Annotated in this window: 22 protein-coding genes and 1 pseudogene; 18 read left to right on the top strand and 5 right to left on the bottom strand. The window is 38.2% G+C overall.

Going from position 1 to position 25,311, the window contains the following annotated elements; genetic code table 11:
- The first annotated feature begins 1 nt into the window (after position 1).
- The 8 genes from PluTT01m_RS19465 (at position 2) to PluTT01m_RS19500 (ending at position 4,821) form a co-directional block, all read left to right on the top strand.
- A complete protein-coding gene (locus tag PluTT01m_RS19465) occupies positions 2–355 on the top strand; it encodes a YscG family type III secretion system chaperone (protein ID WP_011147923.1) in 354 nt (117 codons plus the stop codon).
- Positions 348–914 (top strand): YopR family T3SS polymerization control protein, encoded by a 567-nt coding sequence (locus PluTT01m_RS19470; RefSeq protein WP_011147924.1) that lies wholly within the window; start codon positions 348–350, stop codon positions 912–914. The genes PluTT01m_RS19465 and PluTT01m_RS19470 overlap by 8 nt, the downstream gene beginning before the upstream one ends.
- A gap of 75 nt (positions 915–989) precedes the next feature.
- Positions 990–1,328, top strand: coding sequence for a type III secretion system inner rod subunit SctI (gene sctI, locus PluTT01m_RS19475; protein WP_011147925.1), 339 nt, complete (start codon positions 990–992; stop codon positions 1,326–1,328).
- Between the two features lie 33 nt (positions 1,329–1,361).
- Positions 1,362–2,072, top strand: a complete 711-nt coding sequence (gene sctJ, locus PluTT01m_RS19480) for a type III secretion system inner membrane ring lipoprotein SctJ (RefSeq protein WP_041380318.1) — start codon at positions 1,362–1,364, stop codon at positions 2,070–2,072.
- Entirely contained in the window at positions 2,072–2,698 is a 627-nt protein-coding gene (locus PluTT01m_RS19485) for a Yop proteins translocation protein K (protein ID WP_011147927.1), read from the top strand. Before sctJ ends, PluTT01m_RS19485 begins: the two co-directional genes overlap by 1 nt.
- Positions 2,677–3,294 (top strand): HrpE/YscL family type III secretion apparatus protein, encoded by a 618-nt coding sequence (locus tag PluTT01m_RS19490; RefSeq protein ID WP_011147928.1) that lies wholly within the window; start codon positions 2,677–2,679, stop codon positions 3,292–3,294. Before PluTT01m_RS19485 ends, PluTT01m_RS19490 begins: the two co-directional genes overlap by 22 nt.
- A gap of 154 nt (positions 3,295–3,448) precedes the next feature.
- Positions 3,449–4,432, top strand: a complete 984-nt coding sequence (locus tag PluTT01m_RS19495) for a YopT-type cysteine protease domain-containing protein (protein ID WP_011147929.1) — start codon at positions 3,449–3,451, stop codon at positions 4,430–4,432.
- Positions 4,429–4,821, top strand: a complete 393-nt coding sequence (locus PluTT01m_RS19500; protein WP_011147930.1) for a CesT family type III secretion system chaperone — start codon at positions 4,429–4,431, stop codon at positions 4,819–4,821. Before PluTT01m_RS19495 ends, PluTT01m_RS19500 begins: the two co-directional genes overlap by 4 nt.
- 228 nt (positions 4,822–5,049) lie before the next feature.
- Here PluTT01m_RS19500 and cspE read toward each other — a convergent pair whose 3' ends face one another.
- On the bottom strand, positions 5,050–5,265 hold the full coding sequence (gene cspE / locus PluTT01m_RS19505; protein ID WP_011147931.1) for a transcription antiterminator/RNA stability regulator CspE: 216 nt from the start codon (positions 5,263–5,265) through the stop codon (positions 5,050–5,052).
- 1,530 nt (positions 5,266–6,795) lie between these two features.
- Here cspE and PluTT01m_RS19515 point away from each other — a divergent pair.
- Complete coding sequence (locus PluTT01m_RS19515) at positions 6,796–7,584, top strand: hypothetical protein (RefSeq protein WP_228956847.1); 789 nt, start codon at positions 6,796–6,798, stop codon at positions 7,582–7,584.
- A gap of 877 nt (positions 7,585–8,461) precedes the next feature.
- Here the strand turns inward: PluTT01m_RS19515 and PluTT01m_RS19520 are convergent.
- On the bottom strand, positions 8,462–8,899 hold the full coding sequence (locus tag PluTT01m_RS19520) for a hypothetical protein (RefSeq protein ID WP_011147934.1): 438 nt from the start codon (positions 8,897–8,899) through the stop codon (positions 8,462–8,464).
- A gap of 1,573 nt (positions 8,900–10,472) precedes the next feature.
- Between PluTT01m_RS19520 and PluTT01m_RS19525 the strand changes: the two genes are divergently transcribed.
- The gene (locus tag PluTT01m_RS19525) at positions 10,473–11,501 is read left to right on the top strand and encodes a hypothetical protein (RefSeq protein ID WP_011147935.1); all 1,029 of its coding nucleotides are present in this window, start codon (positions 10,473–10,475) and stop codon (positions 11,499–11,501) included.
- Positions 11,502–11,970: 469 nt separating this feature from the next.
- On the opposite strand, the gene PluTT01m_RS19530 is transcribed toward PluTT01m_RS19525, so the two are convergent.
- Together PluTT01m_RS19530 and PluTT01m_RS19535 are read right to left on the bottom strand one after the other, a co-directional pair.
- Positions 11,971–12,420, bottom strand: coding sequence for a hypothetical protein (locus PluTT01m_RS19530; protein ID WP_011147936.1), 450 nt, complete (start codon positions 12,418–12,420; stop codon positions 11,971–11,973).
- Between the two features lie 646 nt (positions 12,421–13,066).
- Entirely contained in the window at positions 13,067–14,164 is a 1,098-nt protein-coding gene (locus tag PluTT01m_RS19535; RefSeq protein ID WP_011147937.1) for an ISAs1-like element ISPlu18 family transposase, read from the bottom strand.
- 842 nt (positions 14,165–15,006) lie between these two features.
- Here PluTT01m_RS19535 and PluTT01m_RS19540 point away from each other — a divergent pair.
- The 7 genes and pseudogenes from PluTT01m_RS19540 (at position 15,007) to PluTT01m_RS27725 (ending at position 23,094) form a co-directional block, all read left to right on the top strand.
- Positions 15,007–16,086 (top strand): hypothetical protein, encoded by a 1,080-nt coding sequence (locus PluTT01m_RS19540; protein WP_011147938.1) that lies wholly within the window; start codon positions 15,007–15,009, stop codon positions 16,084–16,086.
- A gap of 224 nt (positions 16,087–16,310) precedes the next feature.
- Positions 16,311–16,664 (top strand): annotated as a pseudogene (locus PluTT01m_RS27960) (sigma 54-interacting transcriptional regulator); the annotation flags it as partial.
- 47 nt (positions 16,665–16,711) lie between these two features.
- On the top strand, positions 16,712–17,371 hold the full coding sequence (gene atoD, locus PluTT01m_RS19550) for an acetate CoA-transferase subunit alpha (protein ID WP_011147940.1): 660 nt from the start codon (positions 16,712–16,714) through the stop codon (positions 17,369–17,371).
- Positions 17,372–17,373: 2 nt separating this feature from the next.
- Positions 17,374–18,033 (top strand): CoA transferase subunit B, encoded by a 660-nt coding sequence (locus PluTT01m_RS19555; RefSeq protein WP_011147941.1) that lies wholly within the window; start codon positions 17,374–17,376, stop codon positions 18,031–18,033.
- An 843-nt stretch (positions 18,034–18,876) separates the two neighbouring features.
- On the top strand, positions 18,877–19,881 hold the full coding sequence (locus PluTT01m_RS19565; RefSeq protein ID WP_011147942.1) for a TauD/TfdA family dioxygenase: 1,005 nt from the start codon (positions 18,877–18,879) through the stop codon (positions 19,879–19,881).
- 12 nt (positions 19,882–19,893) lie between these two features.
- Entirely contained in the window at positions 19,894–20,811 is a 918-nt protein-coding gene (locus PluTT01m_RS19570) for an AEC family transporter (protein ID WP_011147943.1), read from the top strand.
- Positions 20,812–21,240: 429 nt separating this feature from the next.
- Positions 21,241–23,094 (top strand): phage tail protein, encoded by a 1,854-nt coding sequence (locus PluTT01m_RS27725; RefSeq protein ID WP_011147944.1) that lies wholly within the window; start codon positions 21,241–21,243, stop codon positions 23,092–23,094.
- A 68-nt stretch (positions 23,095–23,162) separates the two neighbouring features.
- Here PluTT01m_RS27725 and cysS read toward each other — a convergent pair whose 3' ends face one another.
- Entirely contained in the window at positions 23,163–24,548 is a 1,386-nt protein-coding gene (gene cysS / locus PluTT01m_RS19580) for a cysteine--tRNA ligase (protein WP_011147945.1), read from the bottom strand.
- Between the two features lie 267 nt (positions 24,549–24,815).
- On the opposite strand from cysS, the gene ppiB reads away from it, so the two are divergent.
- Positions 24,816–25,310, top strand: coding sequence for a peptidylprolyl isomerase B (ppiB, locus tag PluTT01m_RS19585; protein ID WP_011147946.1), 495 nt, complete (start codon positions 24,816–24,818; stop codon positions 25,308–25,310).
- Position 25,311: the final 1 nt, after the last annotated feature.

Below are 25,311 nucleotides of genomic sequence, written 5' to 3' on the forward strand. Positions count from 1 at the left end.
CATGACACGTTCACTTAAAGGGCTACTGGCAGATATTGCTCTGGTTGGAAGCGGCCATCACTGCCATGACGAAGCCAATATTATTGCCGACTGGCTGATGTCAGGCGAAGAAGAGCAAGAAGCTGCAAACCTGATTCGGCTCTCTTCTCTAACGAACCAAGGCAAATATCAACAGGCTCTGGATTTTGGGCGGGACCTTCCCTGGCCAAGTTTGGAACCTTGGTTAGCATTGTGCGAGTGGCGTTTGGGTCTGGCATCAGCCTTGGAGCAGAGACTGACGCGAATGGCTGGCAGTGACGATCCACAATTGCTCTCCTTCGTCGACGGCATGCGGGAACAACTGGCTCATGAATAGGATTGAAGGGCTATCCTATAACACCGTGTCGCAACCAACGGTACAGCCTTCGGTCAGTTCCAAGCACCAGCACAGCTTTGAGCAAGCACTGGAAACCACGCCCGATCAGCAAATGTTGAAAGAGCGCCAGCAACGCTGGCTTCAGGGAGAACCGCTGGAAAACGTTTTAGGCGACTTAGATCCAGCGACACAACGCAAAGTGATATGGCAGTGGTATCAGGCTTTATCGTCTGATAAACAGCCCTCCCAACGTGCTCAGTTACAGGCCAAGCTGATTGCCCCGGTACAAGAGCGCTTATGGTCGCAGTTTGGTGGCTTGGCAGGCAACATCAAACCACCACTGGATATGCCAGAACTTAGAAAGATTGTTCGTGAATTCGCCCCCACAGGTCGACAACAGGAGACGGTTCTTCTTGAGGTACTCGGCGAAATTAAGCCTATTCCTGGCAATGAGTACCTGAGTGACCTTATCCGACAAGAGTTAAAAACGCTGATCCCCCGTAACGGTATGGTGGATAACCTGATACGAAACTCACACAAACCCGATTTGGAAGAATAATGGAGCAGCCACAACACCATGAAACAAGGACAGACAACCTAAATAAACTGCACACACCTCAAATTTGGAGGAACTATGGATCTACCACAGATAAGCGAGACACTGATCACCAGCCTGGATGAACTTAATACACATCAGGCCAGTGCCGAAAATATTGCGAGTTTTGAACACGCTATGTCCAATCAAGATCAGGGGATTGAAAACAATCTGATCAATGAATTGGGTCAGCTTAGACAGCAACTTACTCAGGCGAAACAAGATTTGGAAACACAGTTAGCGGTCTCTGGTAGTGATCCTAACAGCCTGATGCAAATGCAGTGGTCTCTGATGCGAATCACCCTGCAAGAAGAGCTGATTGCCAAAACGGTAGGACGACTCAATCAAAACATTGAAACCCTAATGAAAGCCCAGTGAGGAGCTGTGAAGAAACACTATATAATCTGCGTTATGCTCGCTGTCCTGATGCTAACTGGCTGTAAAATCGAACTCTATACCGATGTGAGCCAAAAAGAAGGCAACGAAATGTTAGCCTTGCTCAGGGAAGCGGGCATTTCCTCTGATAAGCAGCCAGACAAAGATGGCAATATCAAGCTGTTAGTCGAAGAGTCTGATGTGGCACAAGCTGTTGAAGTGCTCAAACGTAAAGGATATCCACGGGAGAACTTCTCTTCGTTACAAGATGTCTTCCCCAAGGACGGCCTTATCTCCTCACCAATAGAGGAGCGGGCACGGCTCAACTTTGCCAAAGCACAGGAGATTGCCCGAACACTTTCCGAGATCGATGGCGTGCTCGTCGCCCGGGTACACGTTGTTTTACCCGAGGAGCAAGACCGACTGGGCAAAAAGCTATCGCCAGCCTCTTCCTCGGTGTTTATTAAACACGCAGCGGACGTGCAACTCGACACTTACATCCCTCAAATCAAGCAACTGGTTAATAACAGCATTGAAGGGTTGAGTTATGATCGGATCAGTGTCGTATTAGTGCCCGCCGCGGGCGTGCGTCAGGTACCGTTGGCACCACGCTACTCCACTCTGTTCTCTATCCAAGTGACGGAAGAGTCACAGGGACGGTTGATTGGGCTGTTGGTGCTATTATTAGCCCTGCTATTTATCAGCAATCTGGCACAATTCCTGTGGCACCGCAGCAGGATACAATAATGGTAACAGCATTAACGCCCTATCAGTTTCGGTTTTGCCCTGCCAGCTATATTCATTCTGATCATCTATCCCCAGAATGGCTTACCGTCTTATCTTCTCTACCTGAGTGGCGACACTCTCCCAGGCTTAATGGACTACTGCTAACCCAATTTGATCTAAATGTGGATTATGAATTACCAACTGGATTGGGAAACATCGCCCTGTTAGAGCAATCGTGCTTAGAACAACTTCTTACCTGGCTAGGTGCTTTACTTCATGGGCAAGCTATCCGCCATTGTCTGATGGCGACAGAACTTCGCCACTTGCATGACTCACTAGGAAAAGAGGGACATCGCTTCTGCTTAAAGTATCTCGACATCATTATCGGCAACTGGCCGACTGGCTGGCAGCGCTCGTTACCACCAGAAATCAATGCAAACTATTTTCGTACCAGTGCCTTACAGTTCTGGCTAACGGCGATGGAGTCTCCTCCTATTGATTTCGCTAAGCGCCTGAGCCTGCGGCTTCCCTCTTATGAAAACCTCGCAGCCTGGCCTGTCAGCCAGGCAGAACGACCGTTGGCACAAGCATTGTGTCTCAAATTGGCTAAGCAAGTGAACACAGAATGTTACCATTTATTAAAATAACGACAGGGCATCTTCAACTGTCTCCTGAACTCCAGATACTGCGTAAAGCGGACTATCAGACCTGCCTCAGTGCCAAATCTCTGCTTGAGGCTGCCCGGCTCCAGGCACAAGAAATTGAACGTGACGCGCAGGCAGTGTATGAGCAACAAAAAGAGTTAGGTTGGCAAGCAGGCATTGATGCTGCCCGCGCAGAACAAGCTAACCTGATTCATCAAACCCAGTTGCAATGCCAACAATATTACCGGCAGGTCGAGCAACAGATGAGCAATGTAGTCTTGCAGGCTGTACGTAAAATCCTCAAGAATTATGACCAAGTTTCCCTCACCTTACAGGTAGTGCGTGAGGCCCTGTCATTAGTCAGTAACCAAAAACAGGTTATCCTGCGCGTTAATCCTGAACAGGCCGCAACAGTTCGCGAACAAATATCACGGGTACACAAAGATTTCCCTGAAATCGGCTATTTAGAGATCACTGCTGATGAGCGTCTTGATCAAGGGGGCTGTATTTTAGAAACAGAAGTCGGGATCATTGATGCCAGTCTGGATAGCCAATTAGAAGCACTGATGTCAGCCATCAATAACCAATGGCAAAGTTGACGATGCCATCACGCCTCAAAGAGATAACCAGTTTTCGACGGAAAGTGAAAATTTCTTCTGCCGTTATTAATATTCTCTATTTCGACAAAACATTATGATTCACTCTACTTAATATCCAAACATCTATCTCAAAAAACCACTTAAGGAGTGACCATTGTCTCCCATCTCAAGTATTAATCACCAAAGAATATTTCCTACCCAGCAGCTCGATACCACAGCCGTTAATCAACCACAGGGTGAACTGTCGGGTAAATCCCTGAAAGTCTCTTCCCCCAGACCGGGGTTGTTAGAGCGCCTCTCAGCGGCGATTCAACGCAATCTACCGGGCCACTCCATGCTCGATCGCCAACTCACTACTGATGGCAAGAAGAACCAAGAGAGCCGCTTCTCGTTCAGCATGATAAAAGACAGAATCGTTCACTTTGCGGTGAGCACCACGTTAGGGAGTGTTCGAAATTCTGCGAGTAAGCACGGCGGCGAAATCACCTTCAAGTTCGCCCAGACCAAGGGGACCTTTCTGGATCAAATCATGAAACATAGTGACACCGCCGGCGGGGTTTGTGAATCCATATCAGCTCATTGGATAAGCGCTCATGCCAAAGGGGAAAGTGTCTTCGATCAACTCTATGTGGGCGGCCAAAAAGGACAGTTTCATATCGACTCTCTGGTTTCCATTAAGCAGTTACAGATGGATGGTATAGCCCAAGATGTCGATCAAGACACTATGACCGAATCTTGGCTTAGCGAAAATGGCATCCAACCACGCATGAAAACGATAACCTATCAAAGCGCCAACGGGCCCATTAATTACAAACGTCCAATCGAAGTCAACGGTCAGACCGGCAGTAATGGCACATCAGATCTACTAAACGCTATTCTAGACACAGGCGATAAAGGTTCTAGCTATAAAAAGATTAGTTTTTCAGGACAGATGGCCGGGCATGCCGTAGCCGCTTATGTAGATGACCAGAAGGGTGTTACTTTCTTTGACCCTAACTTTGGCGAGTTCCACTTTCCAAACAAAGAATCATTCTCTAATTGGTTCTCTCAAGATTTCTGGTCCAAATCCATGTACAACAAGGAAATCGGTCTTGGGCAACATTTCCAAGTCCTCAACTACGAGCCTAAAACACAATGACACACGACTATCACCAACTTATAGAAGCCCTGTTCTCTAAACTCGGGGTACCTGCATCGCCTACTGAGGATGGTATCTACACTCTCGAAGTTGACGGGCGTTTTCAAGTATTGATTGGCTGTTATCACGACAACTGGCTACAGTTGTTCTGCGAATTAGGGTCCGAAATCAGTCATGCCAACAATCTTTTTGGGCAACATTGGCCGGCTCATGTTCAAGGTGATTTGGATGGACAAGCAATTTTGTGGTCGCAACGCCCTTTGGGCGAGGTAGACGTAGCCGAGCTACAAGCTTGGTTAGAACGCTTTATTGATGATATTGAGCAGCGCCTGACACCTAACACAACCCAACAGCCTAAAAATCCGCCGCCTTCCTTGGTGCGGGTTTGATCGCTAAATACAAACCACTACCAGAATATAAGTTCAATGGGAGCTTCAATATTTAGTTCCCTTTAAACTGCCAAGGCAAAATAATCAAGCAAAGAGCCAAGCAAAATGCTACTGCCTCCATGCAAAAAACCCGCAACTAAGCGGGTTTTTACTTATTAACAACTTTAACTACTCAGGATATTACCTTCATCGCTATCGTAAAGTTGCTAATAGACTTAATCAGTTAAATTAAGATAATACGATAACATTTACCGCAGATGGGCCTTTAGCGCCATTCTCAATAGAGAATGAGACTTCCTGACCTTCTTCCAATGTTTTGAAATTATTACTCTGAATTGCAGAATAATGAACGAAAACATCTTTGCTACCATCTTTTGGGGAAATAAAGCCAAAACCTTTATCGTTGTTAAACCATTTTACTGAACCAGTCATTGAACTAGACATAGAATTTTCCTTTAAATTTATTAAGTTGCCATAAGGCGTTATGAGGTCTGTTTTTCAGTTTTACTTATGGGTACTAATTAGAAGGAATTCGCAATGAAGTGGTATCAGGGATAACGCTAAATGGTGAACTGCTTTAATTTTAATACTTTTCATTAATACTTTTCATAAATAGGTCTGTACTTCCAAACCAGTGACGCTATTAAATCACATTGATTGGTCATTAGCAAATTTTAATTTCATTTATTTTTTTCTATTAGTGTTCTCATTTATCCTAAATTTCGGCTTTATCCATATTGCATGGCTTTACCATAGCCATAACTAGCTAATTATGAAAGGTTTTTATCCACAAGCCCTATTTGCCGAGATTACGGCACTGAGTTTGAATTTACCATTCCTCCCTAGCACCCTAATCAGACTACAACCCGTAACCTAAAATTAATGAAAATAAAGCTAACATCTAGTCTGTAAATAACCATCGCAGTTCACGAGCTGTGATACCTTAGGATACGGGAAAAACCGAGTACCGTTATCGACAGCCGGTCCATGAGCAATACGACATTGTGCTGTAATAGCGCAAGTAGTATCTCCGATTTTCCAAATTAATACATCACAAGACTGGGAAGCACTAGACATATACCACTTCGCAATACACTCTTAATCAGTGAGTTCAATAGACTTATCGGCCCCACTGCCTGCGTTTGTGGCAGACGCAATCCCGAGAAGCAATGCAACTAATATAAATTTCTTCATATTTATACCCGTCATCTTTCAAGTTGCCTCTTTGTTGGCTGCACTCGCTCACCCTGGTCACATCGTTATCTATGCTCCCGGGGATTCACTCCCTTGCCATCGCGATCCCTCTTGAAATCCATTGGGTATATAATATGAGAAAAACCGCATATTGATTTCAAATGGTTATCATTAGAATGATATTATTTACCCTATAAGATTCCAATGAATTAAATATGAATTTTCATTCATCAAGCATTAATTAGACAGAGCAATATAGATAAACCCCGGATAAACAGCGCTTAAATCAAACCTGAACCAAATCAATTCACTATAATATTTATATACTTTAAATAATGCAAATCGTGATGGAATAATACTGACAAAATAAATATTATGACAGTACATTGGAAGTTACATCTATGATATTGCTTTAAAACTGGATAAATATTTCAATATCTCCACAAGCGTTAGTAATTTCAGGCTATTCATCTGTAATGTAATCATGCTAATAACAAAGTCATAATTAAAGAGACGCTATAAGAAAAAGATGGAATAATGTTAATAATTAATTCCAGCGTTAAACAGTAACCGAATTACAATAAAATATATTTTCAGATAAACTTATTTATGTAAAGGGAATTGTTCTACGAACTGTAACTGAATTTATTTCTAGCAAGAAAATTTGGAAAAATACACAATGATCTCATTCAACACCTTGAAACCCTCTCATTTTGAACTATATTTATTTTAACCATGTTTGATTATGAAAAAACTATTCATCCTTATGAGGGGTTAAAAATGAGCGCAGTCTTTGAATGGGACCCAAATAATTCTCAGGTATATACCAAAGATTATGGAACTGGATCTATTACTCTTTCATCTACTCAGTCAGATTCATTCGATAAATTAGGTGGCGCTAATTTCACAATGAACGCTGAAAGTGAAACATTAACACTACAAAATGATTCCGATAATATACCTATTTATTGGCCAGAATTTAATCGCCACAATGACGGAACAATGACTGATAGCGGCAAAGGATTAGGCATAAATGTATCCGCTGGAACATTATTAGTAGACTATCGGCTAAATGATCAAAACCATCCAGTTGATAGAAGCCATACAGTTGCTTATTTAGGGTGCTCTGAAAGCACTAATTTTATTCTTAAAAATTCAGGCTCCTTAAGCATCAAAAATCCAGGAACTGTATTTATGTTTATAGATTATGTCGTTTCCAATAAACCGCCAAAACTCATCATGTCAGGAAACAGCAGATTCGAAATAAAACAAACAACAAAAATAGAAGATGATGTTCCCGCTTTTATATTTCTAGCCAGTGAAATTTCTCTAAGTGAATCATCTAAGCTCACTTTTGAAAGTAGTAATCTCTACCTTGGAGATGGAAACTTTAATTACTGTAATATAAGCATACAAGATAAATCGACAGTGACCTTGATTAACAATGGTATAATGCAAAAAAATGACATAGAAAAAAACAAGACATGGTTCAAGCTTAAAGCAGGTTCTCCTTCACTAAACTTGAAATCTTTTGACGGTATCCACTTCCCTCTCTATCTTGCAACGTAAAATATCCAGAAGGTCTATTTAATTTCATTACTACAGAAGGTAATAATGGAGGAAAAGTTACAATTCATTTCGCAAAACCGGGTCTAAAGGAAGACTTTAATACTTTCACAAACAAGATATTTAATAAAAAACTCATATACCTCAATGGTCAAATAGCAGATCAAAAATACTTTAACGTCAGTTATGGAAATGAATTTATCAATGCTCATGAAATTGCCACTGTAACAATATCACTTAAAAATTAATTTTACTCTTTGTGGTACGATATCGAATAAGGTAACGCACCATCAAGTCGTTATTTCATCATGATAGACTATAGAACCGACATTCCGCACTGAATTCGTAATTTGTTGTTTTAATTAAGAATTAACAAGCATATGAATTTTATACAAACAATTTGAAATCAGTATATTACAGATATAGCTGCGGAATGACAGTTTTATACTTATATAGCATATTTAGACATGAATTAATAAAACTGAAAAAGATCGAGCTATTGCTTCACAAAACAGTCATCAGAAATACTCTGCTTTGTTATATTCAATCACTGCTTAAAATGGTCAAAATGTTTATAAAAAACAATTATATGCTCATAAAAACACATTAATATTATAAATATTTAGCGAGTTACACATCATTTCTTTAATATCAAACAAAACAAACAACACCTTAATATTAAAATAAAAAATGAAGGCCACATAAAAATGTAGCCTTAAACCTAAAATTAAAAACCGGCAAACTAGCCAAAAAATCCTATATCTTTTCATTTATAACATTGCAAAAGATTATTCTAATTTACAACCAGTTTATAATACATCAAGAATAAAATTAATCTGTGGAAATTCCAACTTTAAAACAAGTCTATTTTTCTTTTTCGCTAGAACAATCTTATTCTAACGGAATTCAGATCTCCTGGCGTTGTACATATAACCTTCAAACGTTTATATCCTCCACCACTATTATTACCTTCCGCCGCTCTTGAAGCTTTATAATTAGGATTATCACCTGGATAATATTTAATTATGCCGTCAGAAGTCCTTGCATCTTGGAACACCCAAATAACTCCAACATAATCCCAAAATTGTGTCATAACATGGAGCCTTAGTGGCTTAATAACGCTATGCGGGCCTATCACTGGAACGTGTACAAGTACATCAGTCAAATCACCATCTGCCTTGATCATATAATCAGTCTGCAAATTTCCTCCAGATAAGTTTATATCACACATGTCACCTATGTAATTACTGAGTACATAAACATATGTAGAAACTTGTGAATCAATGAGTTTTTCTAATTCTACTATTTTTTCTTGCATTTCATTCACCTATGTTATTAGTAAATTAAACAAAAACCATAAAAAGATTTTGAATAAATTTAATCTTTGCATTCAAAAACACAATACAAATCCAAAATTAATTAATTTGATAAACTAATCCTCTAAGTACCTCCTCAAGATTGAAATAGATTGCTGGTAGTAAACTTTATCTTCTATTCGACGAAAGCATGACTATTTTTATTCATCATATTACGTTGTTAATTAAATATAGCCAAAGTTCTATTCCTTGCCACTAAATTTTAAAATTATTTTATGACATCTTATCCATCTTCATATTGAAATACTAAAAACCCATAAAATCATTTATTAAAAAAATTAAATTCAGTGAATCATTCTTCTTTTAACACCAATAAACAACATAAAACAGAATAATAAATAAGATTCCAAAATAGTGCTACATCTGATACCACCAATAATTCTATGTATAACAATGAGTTGAAGAAGGCTATGTGTAGCAGAATTATGAAACGTTATTTATAATGCATTATAGTATTCAATATAAAATCCCTATCAAAGAGACCCGTCATTTGGCAATCAATAATAAAACACATGGAAATCAGAAATTTTCTTTTTTGAAATTTAAATCACATATCAGGGCAAGGGCGCGAACGTTTTTTGAACTTAAATTGCACGTAACACTACCCAATAATGGATAAAAAACACCCAATCCAACGCTATTCAAGTATTGGTCAGTGCTTTATTTAAGCAATTTATTCAAAATATACCCGTCATCTTTCAAGTTGCTTCTTTGTTGGCTGCACTCACTCACCCCAGTCACATAGTTATCTATGCTCCTGGGGATTCGCTCCCTTACCGTCGCGATGCATCTTGAAATCTATTGGGTATATCCTTTAAGAATCATTCAATTATCGTATAATGGTATTAGCTAATTGAAATTAATTCTCATGGCTATTTTAGGTACGTAAATATCTTTCTTAAATAATATTTAATTTCTGAATAAAATAATATAATCAATATTCTTTAGTGAATCTAGTAATTTCAAATAGTTATCATTAGAATGATATTATTTACCCTGCAAGATGCCAATGATTTAAATATGAATTTAATTAAATGTTAATTATATGGTGAATATGGATAATTACAGAAAAAACAATAGATAAATTTAATTTCAATCAAATCAACACATTATAAAATTTAAATAATTCAATATATAAAACTAAACCATTCGAAGAATAAAATATTAAAGTTAATTGTGCTTAACATTTAGGTTCAAAGATAAAATGTCATTCTTATTAATTATTACTGAAAGCAACCATTAATTCGATTTAATCTTTAGAATAAATTTAAAAGTCATAATAATTCATTCCAGTATTAAACAATAACCTAATTACAAAAATATTATTCTTTAAACAAACTCATTAACAGTAAAAGTAACTAAACCATTCACTAAAATTTAACTTTTTTAATGAGAAATAAATCAATAAAATATGAATATGAGTTATTCATTACCTTGAAATTCATCCGTTTTGAACTACACTTATTTCAACCACTCCTTAATTATGAAAAAATTTAATTTTATGAGGAATTAAAAATGAGCGCAGCTTTTAAATGGGACCCTAAAAATTCTCAGGAATTCACTAAAGATTATGGAACTCAAGTCATTACTTTCACACCGACTGATCAACAAGCACAACCCTATCCGTTCGATAAATTAGGTGGTGCTAATTTTATAATGAATGCTGAAGGTGAAACATTAACGTTACAAAATGACTCTAATAAAATACCTATATATTGGCCAGAGTTTAAACGTAACAATGATGGAACAATGACTGACAGCGGAAAAGGAATGCAGTTCATTATATCCTCAGGGACATTAGAAGTAAGTTATCAATCGGAAGATAGAAATAATACAGTTATTTACTTAGGTTGTGCTGAAAGTACTAGTTTTGACTTTAAAGATTCAGGAATATTAAACATAATAAATCCAGGAACTGTATTTTTTTTCATAGATTATGTTATTTCAAACGAACTTAAGCCACCAAAACTGACTATGTCAGGAAACAGTAAATTTAAAATAATACAAAAAACAAAAATACAGCCTAAAGCTCCTGCCTTTATTTTTTTAGCTAGTGATATTTCTCTGCATGGATCATCTGAGCTTACTTTTGAAAGCAATAAAATCTTCTTAGGAGATGGAAATATTAATTACTGTAATATAAATATACAAGATAATTCAAAAGTAACACTAATTAATGATGGTATAGTACCAAAAAATAACATAGACAAAACCAAAACAAAGTTCAATCTCAGATCTGGAACTCCTATATTAAACTTATCATCTCTTACAGGAATCAATTATCCTATTAATCTTGACAATATAGAATATCCAAAAGGTTTATTTAATTTCATTACTACAGAAGGAAAAAATAAAGGGAAAATTATAATTGACATTTCAAATCCAGATTCTAAGGAGACCAATCTAAGTGATAAAATATTCAGCAAAGAGCTCATCGCTATCAATGGCAAAATAGCAGATAAAAACTCTTTTAATATAAGTTATAAAATTGCAATACGTCAGGGTAAGCAAGTTATCACTACAACAATATCACTCAGAGCATAACACCAATCAGGAGGAGCTGTATTTTCTACATTACGCTATCCAAGAACTAGAGCATTTTTAGCATAAAGGCTTACCAGCTGTCAGAGTGGAATTTACCTTGCATGTCATAACATATAACTTATCAATGGCAACTGCCCTGATATTAGAGACTAATAGTACAAATAAAAGATAATAAATCGCTGTGGATTTATTTTCACTCTTAGCAAGAAATGGTGGCCTTTTACGACAACCTCCTCATAGAGAGGTTTTAAGCTAATTCGATAAAATCACACGTCATTACTTCCAACATCAGAAAAAACACAATTACATTAAAATAAGAAAGGCTACACCAAAGTGTAGCCTTAAATTAAAAACGGTCCTTCCAAATTATATCTCGTTTAATTTATAATTTTTCAAAAAATAATTTGAGTTTACAACCAGCTTTCAATTAGCTAAAACATAGTCAATCTATAAAATGCAAAATCATAAACTAGTACATTGTAACAGCAATTCCTGCTATCCCATCACTGTCTTCATTAATTATCATAAACTTATTTCCACCACCCTCAGCAGAAACCCTAACCGGATTTGCATCATCGTAGTTAAATTGTTCACCAACCCAATACTTAATTGTAAGTAGCGGATCTCTTGAATCTTGGAACACCCAAATCTTCTTAAGCAGAGCTTGACTTTGTACCACAGTAGTGAATTTAAGTACCTTATCCTGATATGTAGTAGGACCTACCGGAGGAATTATTGTATATCTGGATTGCTCAGACGCTGAGGGAATTAACTCTGGTGTTTGAGGTAAAGGTCCAACAGTTACTTTTAAACTACTACTTAGATCATTCTTGACCGCAGTAATAACTGTTCGCACTGATGCATCAAGCATGCTTTCTAATTTCTCTATTTTTACTTTCATTTCATTCATTTCACTCATTTCATTCACCTATATTATTAATAAATTAAAAGGTATAATAAGATTTTGAATAACACCAATCTTTGCATTCAAAAACACAATATAAATTCAAAATTAATTAAATCGATGAACTAATCTCTGAGCACCTCCTTGAATTTTAATTTTATTTCTAGTAATAAACTTTCTCTTCTATCCCACTAAAGCATTACCATTTTTATTCATCATGTTACGTTGTTAATTAAATATAGCCAAAGTTCTACGCCTTTCCACTAAATTTTAAAATTATTTCATGACCTCTTACCCATTTTCACACCAAAATATCAAAAACCACAAAATAATTTACATCAAAAAACAAAATCAGTTAATTATTCCTCTCTGAGGACCAATAAACAATATAAGACAGAATAATATCATGCTCATGCTTATTATTATTTCATAAGAGAATTAACCATCCTAAAATCATCACACTCAGGTGTATTCACAATTAATTTTACGATTATTGCAGTATTTACAATGCATTATAATATTCAGCATATATTTCCCTAATAAAATCCCCTTCGGAGAATCACTTCATTTGACAATCGATAATGAAGCACACGGGAATTAGAAATTTTCTTTTTTGAGATTTAAATCACATATCAGGGCGGGATTCCACTTTGTATTTAATTTAATCAAAGATAAGTTGACTACGGAATTCCCCTGACCAAATGGCTCTTCGACGTTTAGCTGCCTGACTGTCTTTTATGCTGGTATTCTGTTTAATCACACTTAATGCAATTCGGTTAAAAAGCGCCATTTGTGCAGCCCCATCAGGATCTTTGAGTGAGATAGCATCTTCTCGAAAAGTGACATCTAATACCCAATGCAGCTCGTTTTCCACCGACCCGTGCTTTCTTATTGCCTTAGCCACGATTTCCGCCTCCAACGGTAGCGAGCTGACATACCAGCGTGAATTACGATGGGGAGGCTGACCTTTTACGCTTCGTTCACTGACGACTTCAATAACACTTTGTATTGAAGGCCATTGCCGCCGAAGGACCTCCGGTAATACGGCACGAATTTGCATGACATGCCGAAATTCTGTCCGTCCATGACCGCTATTTTTCTGCGTAAATTCAACAAGCTCATCACTCTCATAATGCGAAGCAAAATACGATTTGACCCATTCATGGAGGGTCTTTTGATTGCCTTTGAGACCCACAATAAAATCACCACCGCGCTGAGTAATTAACGCAAGGGTTTCTTTCTGGCAATGCAGGGCATCCATAGTGACAATCGCGCCATCAAGCGCCAGTAATTCAATCAATTGTCTGGCAACCGGGCCTTCCTGACCTTTGCTTTCGGCTGCCTGATGGTATAGGGCTACACCGGATTCAACATCATAAGCACTGACCACATGCAGGGCTTCAAATAATGTCCCCTTACAGGTTCCTCTCAGGGTTTTTCCATCAATGGCGATAAGACTTTTTCCTGCCCTGACCCGACGCTGGTTGATCCAGGCATAAAAGGCTTCAACCAGTGCATCTTGCTCTATCATTTTGATAATATTAGCAATACAGTGACGACGAGGAATACCGTGAGTAAAATGCGTGTATTGTTTAAGCCACTCGCTCTGTAACTCACCAAATTCCTGAATCGATTTCCAGCCAGAAGCGCCGCATAATACAGCGGAGAAGGCTAAAAAAATCACATCCATTAACTCATGTTTTTTATTGATGTCAGAACGGGGGTCTTCTATCTTGCTGATAAAATTAAAAATACTCATTATTAGGATCGCTTTTTATGGAAGAGGGAGATCTTAACGTTTTAATGAGAGAAATGCCTATAAAAAATCATATTCTGATTTTTATTTAACCAAAATGACCTTATTAAAAATGTGAGATCTCACCCTGAATCACATATAGGCAAACCGATTAGTTCAATCAGCTATCTTAATTGTCCATACCCAATAGAAAGCACACCTTTGTTCTGCAATTAAGAAATTATAAGATTGCTAATTTTAATTTTTATAAAAAATCATACAACTTCATGACAATTAAAATATAGCGAAAAAACGCCATTCACAGAGAGTAAAATTCTCATATTGAAATTAATATCGTCTTCATATTGTAACCAGTTACATTAATAACCCGCCAAACACATCCATCCCGACACAGGATTTTCACCTATCATTATTTTCTCAACCACAAAGAATTGTTTATCAACTTAAGTAATTTTCTTCACCAATTATGTCCGAGTAAATCTGCATTTACACAGCATTATTCGGTTAGCAAATAGTAATAAACTATTCCCTTACAGGGTTATGATTTATACCCTTCATCTTTCAAATTGCTGCTTTGTTGGCTGCACTCTCTCACCCCGGTCACATCGTTATCTATACTCCCAGGGATTCGTTCCCTTGCCGTCGCAAAGCATCTTGAAATCCATAGGGTATAAACCATTGAAAGTTTTTTACCAAAAACAACGAAAAATACTGATATCAGGCTCCATTCACCAGTAACAAAACCACAATAAAATAGATTGAAAGTATCTTGAAATCCACTTATTTTGAACTATATTTATGTTAAACAAATTTTAATTATGAAAAATCAATACTAAGGGCTAAAAATGAACGAAAAATCTGAAAACTCTTTTATTTGGTATCCGGATCGAGATCAAACATACACTGAAGAGTATGATAACAAAACTATTCCTCCAATATACTCATTTAATAAAGAAATTGGCACCACCTTCACAATGGATGCTGGAGAAAATACATTAACACTGTCTTTTGATAAAAATGATCGCCCTAGCGACTATGATATTAAGTGGCCTATTCTTAGTCCACTACAGACTGCCAAAGATAATCCGGGCAATAAAACTTTATCAAAAACAATAAAAATATCATCAGGAAATCTCATAATATCTGGAAAAAAAGAAAAACCTGTTAACTTTTATCTTAATCGTGAAATTTCAGGCAAACATGGACATAGAATTGAACTACAAAACTCAAGTACCTTCAAAATAGAAAATGCTGGTATTGTAAGAATTAGCAACCACATAAATACAAAATTAAAAGAATCAACAGTGGCTATGTCAGGAAAAAGCCAGCTTACTGTAGAGGTTGTGGGGACTGTAGAAAAAACACAAGAAAATAATGAAGTGCTAAAAACTAATATTTCACTAAATTGTGATTTCTTTATCACAGAATACTCTAACGCTATGCTTAAAAGTCATTTTATCGATATATATAATAGCAATATTATCTTACAAGATAATGCACAGATGTCCATAACTTCTCAAAAATTAAGAATAAAAACTGATTTAGATGAAAAAGGTCAACCTTTATTCGACACAAATTTCACTCTAAAAGCCGGAGCAACTTCATTAAATCTCAACTCTATAGATGGCATCCACTTTCCATTAAATATTCACAGAGAAAACTACCCTAAAGGTGTATTCAATTTCATGGCTGAAGGAAAAGAGAATACAGGAAAAGTTGTCATTGATGTTGCACCAAAAGATGCTAATGCTTATGGCCTCAATACATTGCTACGTAAAAATTTCACAGCGATTAACGGAAAGGTAGTAGAAACCGGAGATCAGATGAAATATTTTGATTTTAATTATGGAAAAGATATCCGCAACGGTAATCAGGTCGGAACGATAACTATTTCTCTTAGAAACCCTCATCTAAAATTATCTTAGTGAATGTATTCAAAGCACGGCATTGAATACAATGCTGTGCCTCCCGGTATTAACAGATCATCCCTACGCCATACACCTATAAGGCTAAAGTGAACCAAACCCATTAGAAGCCCCTCACACTTACCCATTTTCCCCCTTGCTCCCATTCGGTAACGCTTTCTATACTCCCAATCAGCGCCTTTCCCTCTATATCCTGAACAGCGAGATTTCTCGGAGGCTAATTGATGAAGCAGGAAGTCAATCAACGACGCCGTGCCTCATCCGACAACTACGGTTGGGATCGGATCTTAACTAACAGCCTCAAAATGATGGCGTTGTGCTGTGACAGCGCGAAAATTGCCCGTAGCCACGCCAGAGTATTAATTACTGGTGAAAGTGGTACCGGTAAAGGGCTAATCGCTAAAGCCATTCATTATAATAGTCCGCGGGCTAAAGGACCGTTCATCAAAATTAACTGTGGGGCTTTACCGGAGTCCTTACCCGAAAACGAGTTGTTCAGCCATGAAAAAGAGTTCGAATGTCCTGGTGGCAGCCACACCATTAAAACCGACATTCGTTTGATCACAGCAACCAACCGCTTTACTGATATGCGCCTATATCCATATATCCTATATAAGGAATCGATATGAAAAATAAACTCATTAGCACACAGCAAGCTATGGAGCATTTTTATGACGGCATGACCATTATGGCTGGCGGTTTTATAGGCGTAGGTACACCTCCTCACTTGGTTACCGCATTGCTGAACTCCGGTGTAAAAAATCTGACCTTGATTGTTAATGATACTGGCCGTATCGACACCGGCATTGGCCCCCTTGTGGTTAATAACAGGGTGAAAAAAGTTATCACCTCACATATTGGCACTAACCCGGAAACCGGACGCAAAATGCTTGCTGGAGAAATAGAAGTAGAACTGGTTCCTTTGGGTACGTTGATCGAACGTATTCGCTGCGGAGGAGCCGGTCTGGGCGGATTTCTAACCCCAACCGGAGTGGGTACTATTGTCGAAAATGGGAAACAAAAAATCACCCTCAATGGAACAGACTATTTGTTGGAACTCCCGCTACGCGCCGATCTCGCGTTGATTCAGGCTCATCTTGCCGATTACCACGGTAATCTGACCTATCAGTTAAGCGCCCGAAATTTTAACCCAGTGATCGCCTTGGCAGCGGACATCACACTTGCCGAACCGGACAGGTTGGTTGAAGTCGGTGAGATTACACCGGACTGCGTTATAACACCCGGCGCATTGATCGACTACATCGTTTATCCAGGAGAAAACTAATAATGAATACTCAACAAGTCATTGCCCACCGTGTTGCTCTCGAACTACAAGATGGCGACGTGATCAATCTTGGCATCGGCATTCCCACGCAAGTCCCGAACTATCTGCCTGATAATATTCATATTACTCTCCAGTCAGAAAACGGCATACTGGGCCTTGGACCGATTACAGAAGTACATCCCAATCTGGTCAACGCTGGCGGAAAACCTTGCGGTATCCTGCCCGGCGCTGCCATATTTGACAGTGCCCTCTCTTTTGCTTTGATCCGAGGTGGTCACGTAAATACCTGTGTTCTGGGCGGTCTGCAAGTTGATCAACACGCCAATCTAGCCAGTTGGATGGTACCGGGGAAAATGGTCCTTGGTATGGGAGGAGCAATGGATCTTGTCACTGGCGCGCGCAAGGTCATCATTGCAATGGAACATTGCACCAAAGACGGTTCAGCAAAAATCCTCAAGCAGTGTACTCTGCCACTTACCGCCATCAACAAAGTCAACATGATTGTCACTGAATTAGGCGTCTTCTGCTTTGAACAAGGCCAGTTAATTCTGAAAGAACATGCGCCAAATGTCACATTAGAGACTCTGCGGGAAAAAACCGAAGCAGAATTTAGTATCGCGCATGATCTCAAAATCATGCCTATTCCGATACAGAAGAAATAAGCCTAATTAGCAGTATCATTAGCTGATTTTATCAGTACTATCCTACCGTTCCACTAATCTAGACAGCTCAGATGTGAGGCAATGGCTGCTGGAATCTGCTCATTATTATCACTGCTCATAAACCAGATAACTCATCATCATTATCATTATCATTATCAATAATCACATCAAGAAATTTGAAGATATTGGAATGACTGTAATTAAAACAAATAACCACTAAAATATTAATAAAATGAAGTAATAATCCTTCAAGAGCGGTCTCTTTATTCCAGATGAAGCATAGAATAATTATAATATATCCGTCATCTTTCAAGTTGCCTCTTTGTTGGCTGCACTCTCTCACCCCGGTCACATCGTTATCTATGCTCCCGGGGATTCGCTCCCTTGCCGTTGCGATGCATCTTGAAATCTATTGGGTATAAATACTTATTGAATTCTCATAAAATTGTATAGGTGTTTTTATAAGAAGAGTCTTAGCATTCTTATTTAATGAAACAATTAACATATAATTGTAGTCATGTCAGCCCATTTAATATAGAGGCATTAATTCAAGCACATGATTTTTATAGTTTTTGTCAATTATAGTTATAGAGATAAATTAATTTATTTTTCCATTAATACATTGCACTTAATCTTTAGACTATCTAGCTACAGTGATCATCACCTATTAAAAAGGTGATTTTTATCACATCTTAAGATTTAAAAAAATCAGATATAATCATTTTATTTTGGGTGATTAAAATCACACTATCCGTTAATTTTGGTTTTAAAGAAGAATAATATATGTAATATACTCCTACTTTTAGGGTTAACTAACATTATTATTTTTCAAAGAGAATATAAATGGATTACCAAAATATATTTAAATTAACCATGCAAGAAAAACAGGATCTCTTTTTAGCATTAAATAAAATTGATTACGATCCTACCGGTAGTGATTTATATATTCATTTAGTTAAATCCGCCATGATGTCTTTTTTACCTACAAGAGTAATATCAGCCCTAAATAAACAACGAACATCTATAAACCCTAGACCATATATTATATTAAAGAATGTTCCAACCGATTGTGAAATCTTTTTCTCTCCATCGCCAAACCAATACACCCCCTCAGCAAAATCAGGGAATATTAGTGAAAATCTTTTAACGGGCATAGCCTCACTCATTGGTGAACCCTATTCAATGCTTTTTGAAGGTAAGGAACTCATCAACAATCTCATTCCAACTCATGAGTCGAAAAATGAATATACCGGTCTAGGATTTGATGTCGAACTTGACTTTCATATTGAAAACGCAGCCCTAAAACATTTAGAACAATATAATATTTCACCATTGGGTTTATTACTTACAGGTGTCAGGCATGATCCTGGCGGCCCTTTAACACGCATCTCTGATTCACGCTTATCTATTGCTCAATTAAAGAAAGATGATATAGAAACATTATCTTCACCATTATACAGCATAAAATTACCTTATCGCTGGCGACAATCCACATTAGTTGGAAAAGAAGAAACGCATCCTGTCCCTCTCATAGCAGAAAACCACATATTACCCAACATCAGTGCTGTATTTTATCCCGGTATGATAACAGCAAGTACAGCTAAAGCTGAAATTGCTCTAGAAAAATTCTACGCTTCAGTTAAAAGAAATGCAGTAGGAATATGTATTATCCCAGGGGATTTAGTCTATATAGACAACCGGCTAACTTTGCATTCAAGAGATAAATTTACCCCAACATTTGATAATATAGGAACACCATTACGGTGGTTACAACGCGTATTTATCTCACCTAACCTTTGGAATCATCGATATTTAAATCAAATAGAGCATAGAGTTTTTTCTATCTAAAAGGACCACCAGATGTTAAATGTTTTCTTTTCAATTCTACCTATATTCTTGCTAATTACTCTTGGCTTCCTATCTAAAATATATATAAAGGACGTTTCTAGTTTCTGGAATTTTTCAGATAAGTTTGTTTACTATCTTTTTTTTCCTTGCTTATTAATATTAGATATTAGTGAGGCTAATTTCTCTGGTTCTGACAACTTCTATCCAATCGTATCAACCATAAGTTCAACAATAATAATCGCTATTATTATTTTCATCGGTAGATTTTTATTTAACACTACACCAGATCTATTTACATCCATTTTCCAAGGAGGAGTTAGATATAATTCATATGTTTTTATAGCACTTTCACAATCACTATTCGGCAGTGAGGGAGTTGCATTATCCGGATTTTTTGTGGCCTATATGATAATTATTACCAATATTATGAGCGTACTCGTAATGAATCATTATGGTCACGGAAGTAAGAAAAATCTGGGTGGTGCTATCCTTGCTTTAGCTAAAAACCCGCTAATTATTGGTGCAATTATTGGAGTATTGCTAAACTACTTTAACATTCATATTACCGGCCCAATCAGACAACTTTTTATTTACTTATCGAACGCAGCTACACCATTAAGCTTAATGTCCGTAGGAGCTGGATTGATCATCAGCATGCATATAAAAAAGATACTTTCGATTTCTTATGCGACTATACTTAAGTTGGTTTTAATGCCACTCATCACCATATTGATAATAAAATATTTAGGTGTATCAGGCGCTTCCGCAAACATCGCTATTCTATATTCCGCAGTGCCTTGTGCCGGCAATGCTTATATATTAGCTAAACAAATGGGTGGTGATCATGAGGCAATGGCATCTATTATTACATGGACAACGTTATTATCCATTATTACTGTAACTTTAATTCTTGGCAATATGAAGTTATAGAAATAGGCATAAAACAGAGCGTCATGATATAGAAAACATATTACTCAGAACAAATGTAATATGTTTTCTATTACTAAATAACCACGTCACATAGTAGGCCGCTTAATATAAGTCAATCCGTTTTGAATAATCTGATCAATCGCTAAAAACAAAAAAATATACCGTACGTCTGACAAACACCGCAGGAAGAAATATAAGTATAAATTTCATATATTAAATACAAATAGCTTTAATATGTTTTTGGTTAAAAAATTTCTAGTTATTTACTGCCATCAACCATACAAAAATAATTAATCTTATAAGATATAAGAATATTCCATTATTCTCATTCCTAACTAGACTATGATCGGCATGAGTTGGCGGGAGTTATTTTTACAATAATTCAATATGTTAATTATAAAATAGTATTATTTAATTTGAGGAAAGTATATGAGTCCCAAGAATGATTTTAAAGCTTTTTCTATTAGTAATAATGCTAACGTAGTCAGCCAAGAAGGGTATGAAACAAGCTCGGCTTTAAAGACTGGATTTCCACCAGAGAATATTACCACTCATTTACTCAATAAGGTATTACGTCAATCTTCAGCAATATCGTCTACAATAGCTAATTTTATCGCGACACAATATGGCGATGATGTTCTGGATGATGGGGATATAGTCAAACTCACTACTCAGTTAAATAAAGCCTTAGAAAAAAAGATCGCGACAGAAATTCCAAGTGCTTCACTAACTCAGAAAGGAATTGTTCAACTCACAGATAAAACAGGCAACAGTAATTCACTTGCGGTCACTCAAAAACTTGTTTCTGATGTAAATGATAATGCTAACAACAGATTAGCAAAAAACCAAAATGGCGCAGACATTCCTGATAAAAATGCGTTTGTGAAAAATCTCGGCTTAGCAGAAACCGCCAATTTAGCTAAAAATGCGGTACCGAATAGTAGAAAAATTAATGGGAAAGCGTTAACCGGGGATATCAGCCTGAACGCTGGAGATGTGGGGGCATTTAGGCTTGGATTAACAGGAAACAACACTGTTAGTAATCAAGTCCCCTGGAATGCAAATACCGGGTTATATGATTTGCTGAGACCTGGAATAGATTCTCAGCATATCGCTCATTTCAATAATGGCGTTGGAAGCTGCCCAGCTTTTCAATTGAAAGTGCAGTACAAAAACAGCGGGATTGCTTATCGCTCCGCCCGTGATAATTATGGTTTTGAGGAAGATTGGACTGATATTTATACAACAAAAAATAAACCAACGGCAGCGGATGTTGGGGCATTTAGACTCGGATTAGCAGGCGGATACTCTGTTAATAATCCAGTCCCTTGGAATGCAGACACCGGGTTATATGACTTGCTGAGACCTGGAATAGATTCTCAGCATATCGCTCATTTCAATAATGGCGCAGGAAGCTGCCCAGCTTTTCAGTTGAAAGTACAGTACAGAAACGGCGGGATTGCTTATCGCTCTGCTCGTGATAATTATGGCTTTGAAGAAGATTGGACTGATATTTATACAACGAAAAACAAACCAACGCCGGCGGATATCGGGGCATATGCAAAATCCGAAGGATCTGAATTTATCCAGCCAAAGTATATTAATCAAGCGAATATAAGTGATCTTACCGCATGGATAAAATCATTGCCGCAGGGTGGTCATGCATTCAGATTTTCAGGGAATGATAGTGGTATTGGATATGCGTGGTCGGGCGGCTATATAACAAGAATGCATGACATATGGGCAGGATTTGTCGCGCATTATGACTATGCCGGTATTAGCTTTATCCACGGAAATGATGGAGGTGGAAACACAAAAGTTAGCCGACTTTGGACAGATAAAAACGCCCGCTCCGACGCTAACGGCATTCTCAGAGTATCCAGCCCAGTTGTAGATATTCATCCAGACGGAACTTACGAGTTAACCAGCGAAGCTGAAGGAGTGACGGTTAAGCGTATAGATACAGGGAAATATCGTATCAGAGGCTGCAATGGTTTTGCCAAAGATGGTGCGTGGGGAATTCACGGTGGAACTATCATCCCGGCAGACAGCAACGGGTTAAATCTCATTTGGGTGCGTGAATCGGTAGACACAACCAGCGGCGATATAACCATCGAATGTTACCATCGTCAAAATAAAGACGCTCCAGAATTTGCTCAAAATAAGCGTGTCAAAAGCGTGACTGCAACAGGAGAAGTCGTTTATTACCATGATGCTGAACCATGCGATATTCCAGACGGAAGAGTAATTAATATTCGTGTGCAACTACCTGAGAAGTCATAATAATGTAATCAGGATCAGGCTCCCTAAAAGGGAGCCTTAATTATCAAAGCAATTGTACTCTATCAGGCTTACTTACGACGCCAGCTTGTCCCTTGCGGCCCATCTTCCAGTTCAATGCCCATCTCATTTAACTGATTACGAGCAGAATCTGCCAGCGGCCAATCTTTATTTTTACGGGCATCATTACGCTGCTTAATCAGCGCTTCAATTTTCGCAATCTCTTCATCATCAGCCTGAATACCACGGTGCAGGAATTGTTCCGGCTGTTGTTGCAACAAACCTAAAATACCCGCCAGCTTGCGTAATTCAGCCGCTAAGCCATTCGCGGCATCCATATCTTCTGATTTTAAACGATTGATTTCACGTACCATATCAAACAGTACCGAATAAGCCTCTGGCGTATTGAAATCATCATTCATTGCGTCAATGAAACGCGCCTCAAATATTTCACCACCGGCCGGCGGTACAGAAGCATCTGTACCTCGCAGCGCAGTATAAAATCGTTCAAGTGCGGTACGAGCCTGCTTTAGGTTATCTTCTGTATAGTTAAGTTGACTGCGGTAATGGCCTGACAACAAGAAATAACGTACCGTCTCTGCATCGTAATATGCCAATACATCACGGATAGTAAAGAAGTTGTTCAGCGATTTGGACATCTTCTCTTTATCCACCATCACCATCCCTGAATGCATCCAGTAATTCACATACGGGCCATCATGGGCACAAGTAGATTGTGCAATTTCATTTTCATGATGCGGAAACATCAGATCAGCACCACCACCATGAATATCAAAATGATTACCTAGCTGTTTACTGTTCATGGCAGAACATTCAATATGCCAGCCAGGACGGCCCGCCCCCCACGGCGATTCCCAACTTGGTTCCCCAGGCTTGGACATTTTCCACAACACGAAATCCATCGGGTTGCGCTTAACATCAGCCACTTCCACTCGCGCTCCTGCTTGTAGTTGGCTGAGATCTTGACGGGAAAGCAATCCGTAATCCTGATCACTCTCGACGGAAAACATGACGTCGCCATTATCTGCAACATAGGCGTGACCACGTTTTATCAACGATTCGGTCAGCGCAATAATCTCCTGGATATGCCGGGTCGCACGTGGTTCCAGATCAGGGCGTAAGATATTCAGCGCATCAAAATCTTTGTACATTTCCGCCAACATACGGCCAGTCAGATCATCACAACTTTCACTGTTTTCTGCCGCCCGCTTGATGATTTTGTCATCAACATCGGTCACATTACGTACATAAGTTAAATCATATCCCAGATAGCGCAGATAACGAGCAACCACATCAAAAGAAACAAAGGTTCTGCCGTGACCAATATGACACAGGTCATAAATCGTGATACCACACACGTACATCCCTACTTTCCCTGGATGGATTGGCTTAAATTCTTCTTTCTGACGGCTGAGGGTATTGAAAATTTTTAGCATCGAGATTTTCCGTAAATTCACTGTACGTGTGTTAAAAATAACGAATTGATAATTCTGGATTTATGTCCTTATCTCATCAATAAGTGCTCGATATGGCATAGTCCAATAGGATATTGAAACCTGATATTAAGCGCTTTGCAAGGTTGGTGATCAAGATAGCTCACTGAAATTAATATGTACTGACTCATTATGGTAGATGTGATATAAAAGCCGCCTGGTCCAAATGCCCTAACCGGGTTAATCAAAACTATTATTAGGATTTCAATTATGGTGACTTTCCATACCAATTTTGGCGATATTGTAATTAATACTTTCGCTGATAAAGCTCCTGTAACTGTTGAGAATTTCTTGAACTACTGCCGCAATAGTTTCTACGATAATACTATTTTCCACCGTGTTATTAACGGTTTCATGATTCAGGGTGGTGGATTCGAACCTGGTATGAAACAAAAGCCGACTGATGCAGCTATCAAAAACGAAGCCAATAACGGTCTGAAAAACAACCGTGGTACTTTGGCAATGGCCCGTACTAACGATCCACACTCAGCAACTGCGCAGTTCTTCATTAATGTTGTTGATAATGATTTCCTGAACTTCCGCTCTGAGCGCCCTGATGGTTGGGGTTACTGCGTCTTTGCCGAAGTGATCGAAGGTATGGATGTTGTTGATAAAATCAAAGGCGTTTCTACCGGTCGCAGCGGTATGCACCAAGATGTACCACTCGAAGATGTTATCATCGAAAAAGTCACTGTCAGCGAATAAT

The sequence above is a fragment of the Photorhabdus laumondii subsp. laumondii genome (genome assembly GCF_003343245.1).
Lineage (GTDB): Bacteria > Pseudomonadota > Gammaproteobacteria > Enterobacterales > Enterobacteriaceae > Photorhabdus > Photorhabdus laumondii.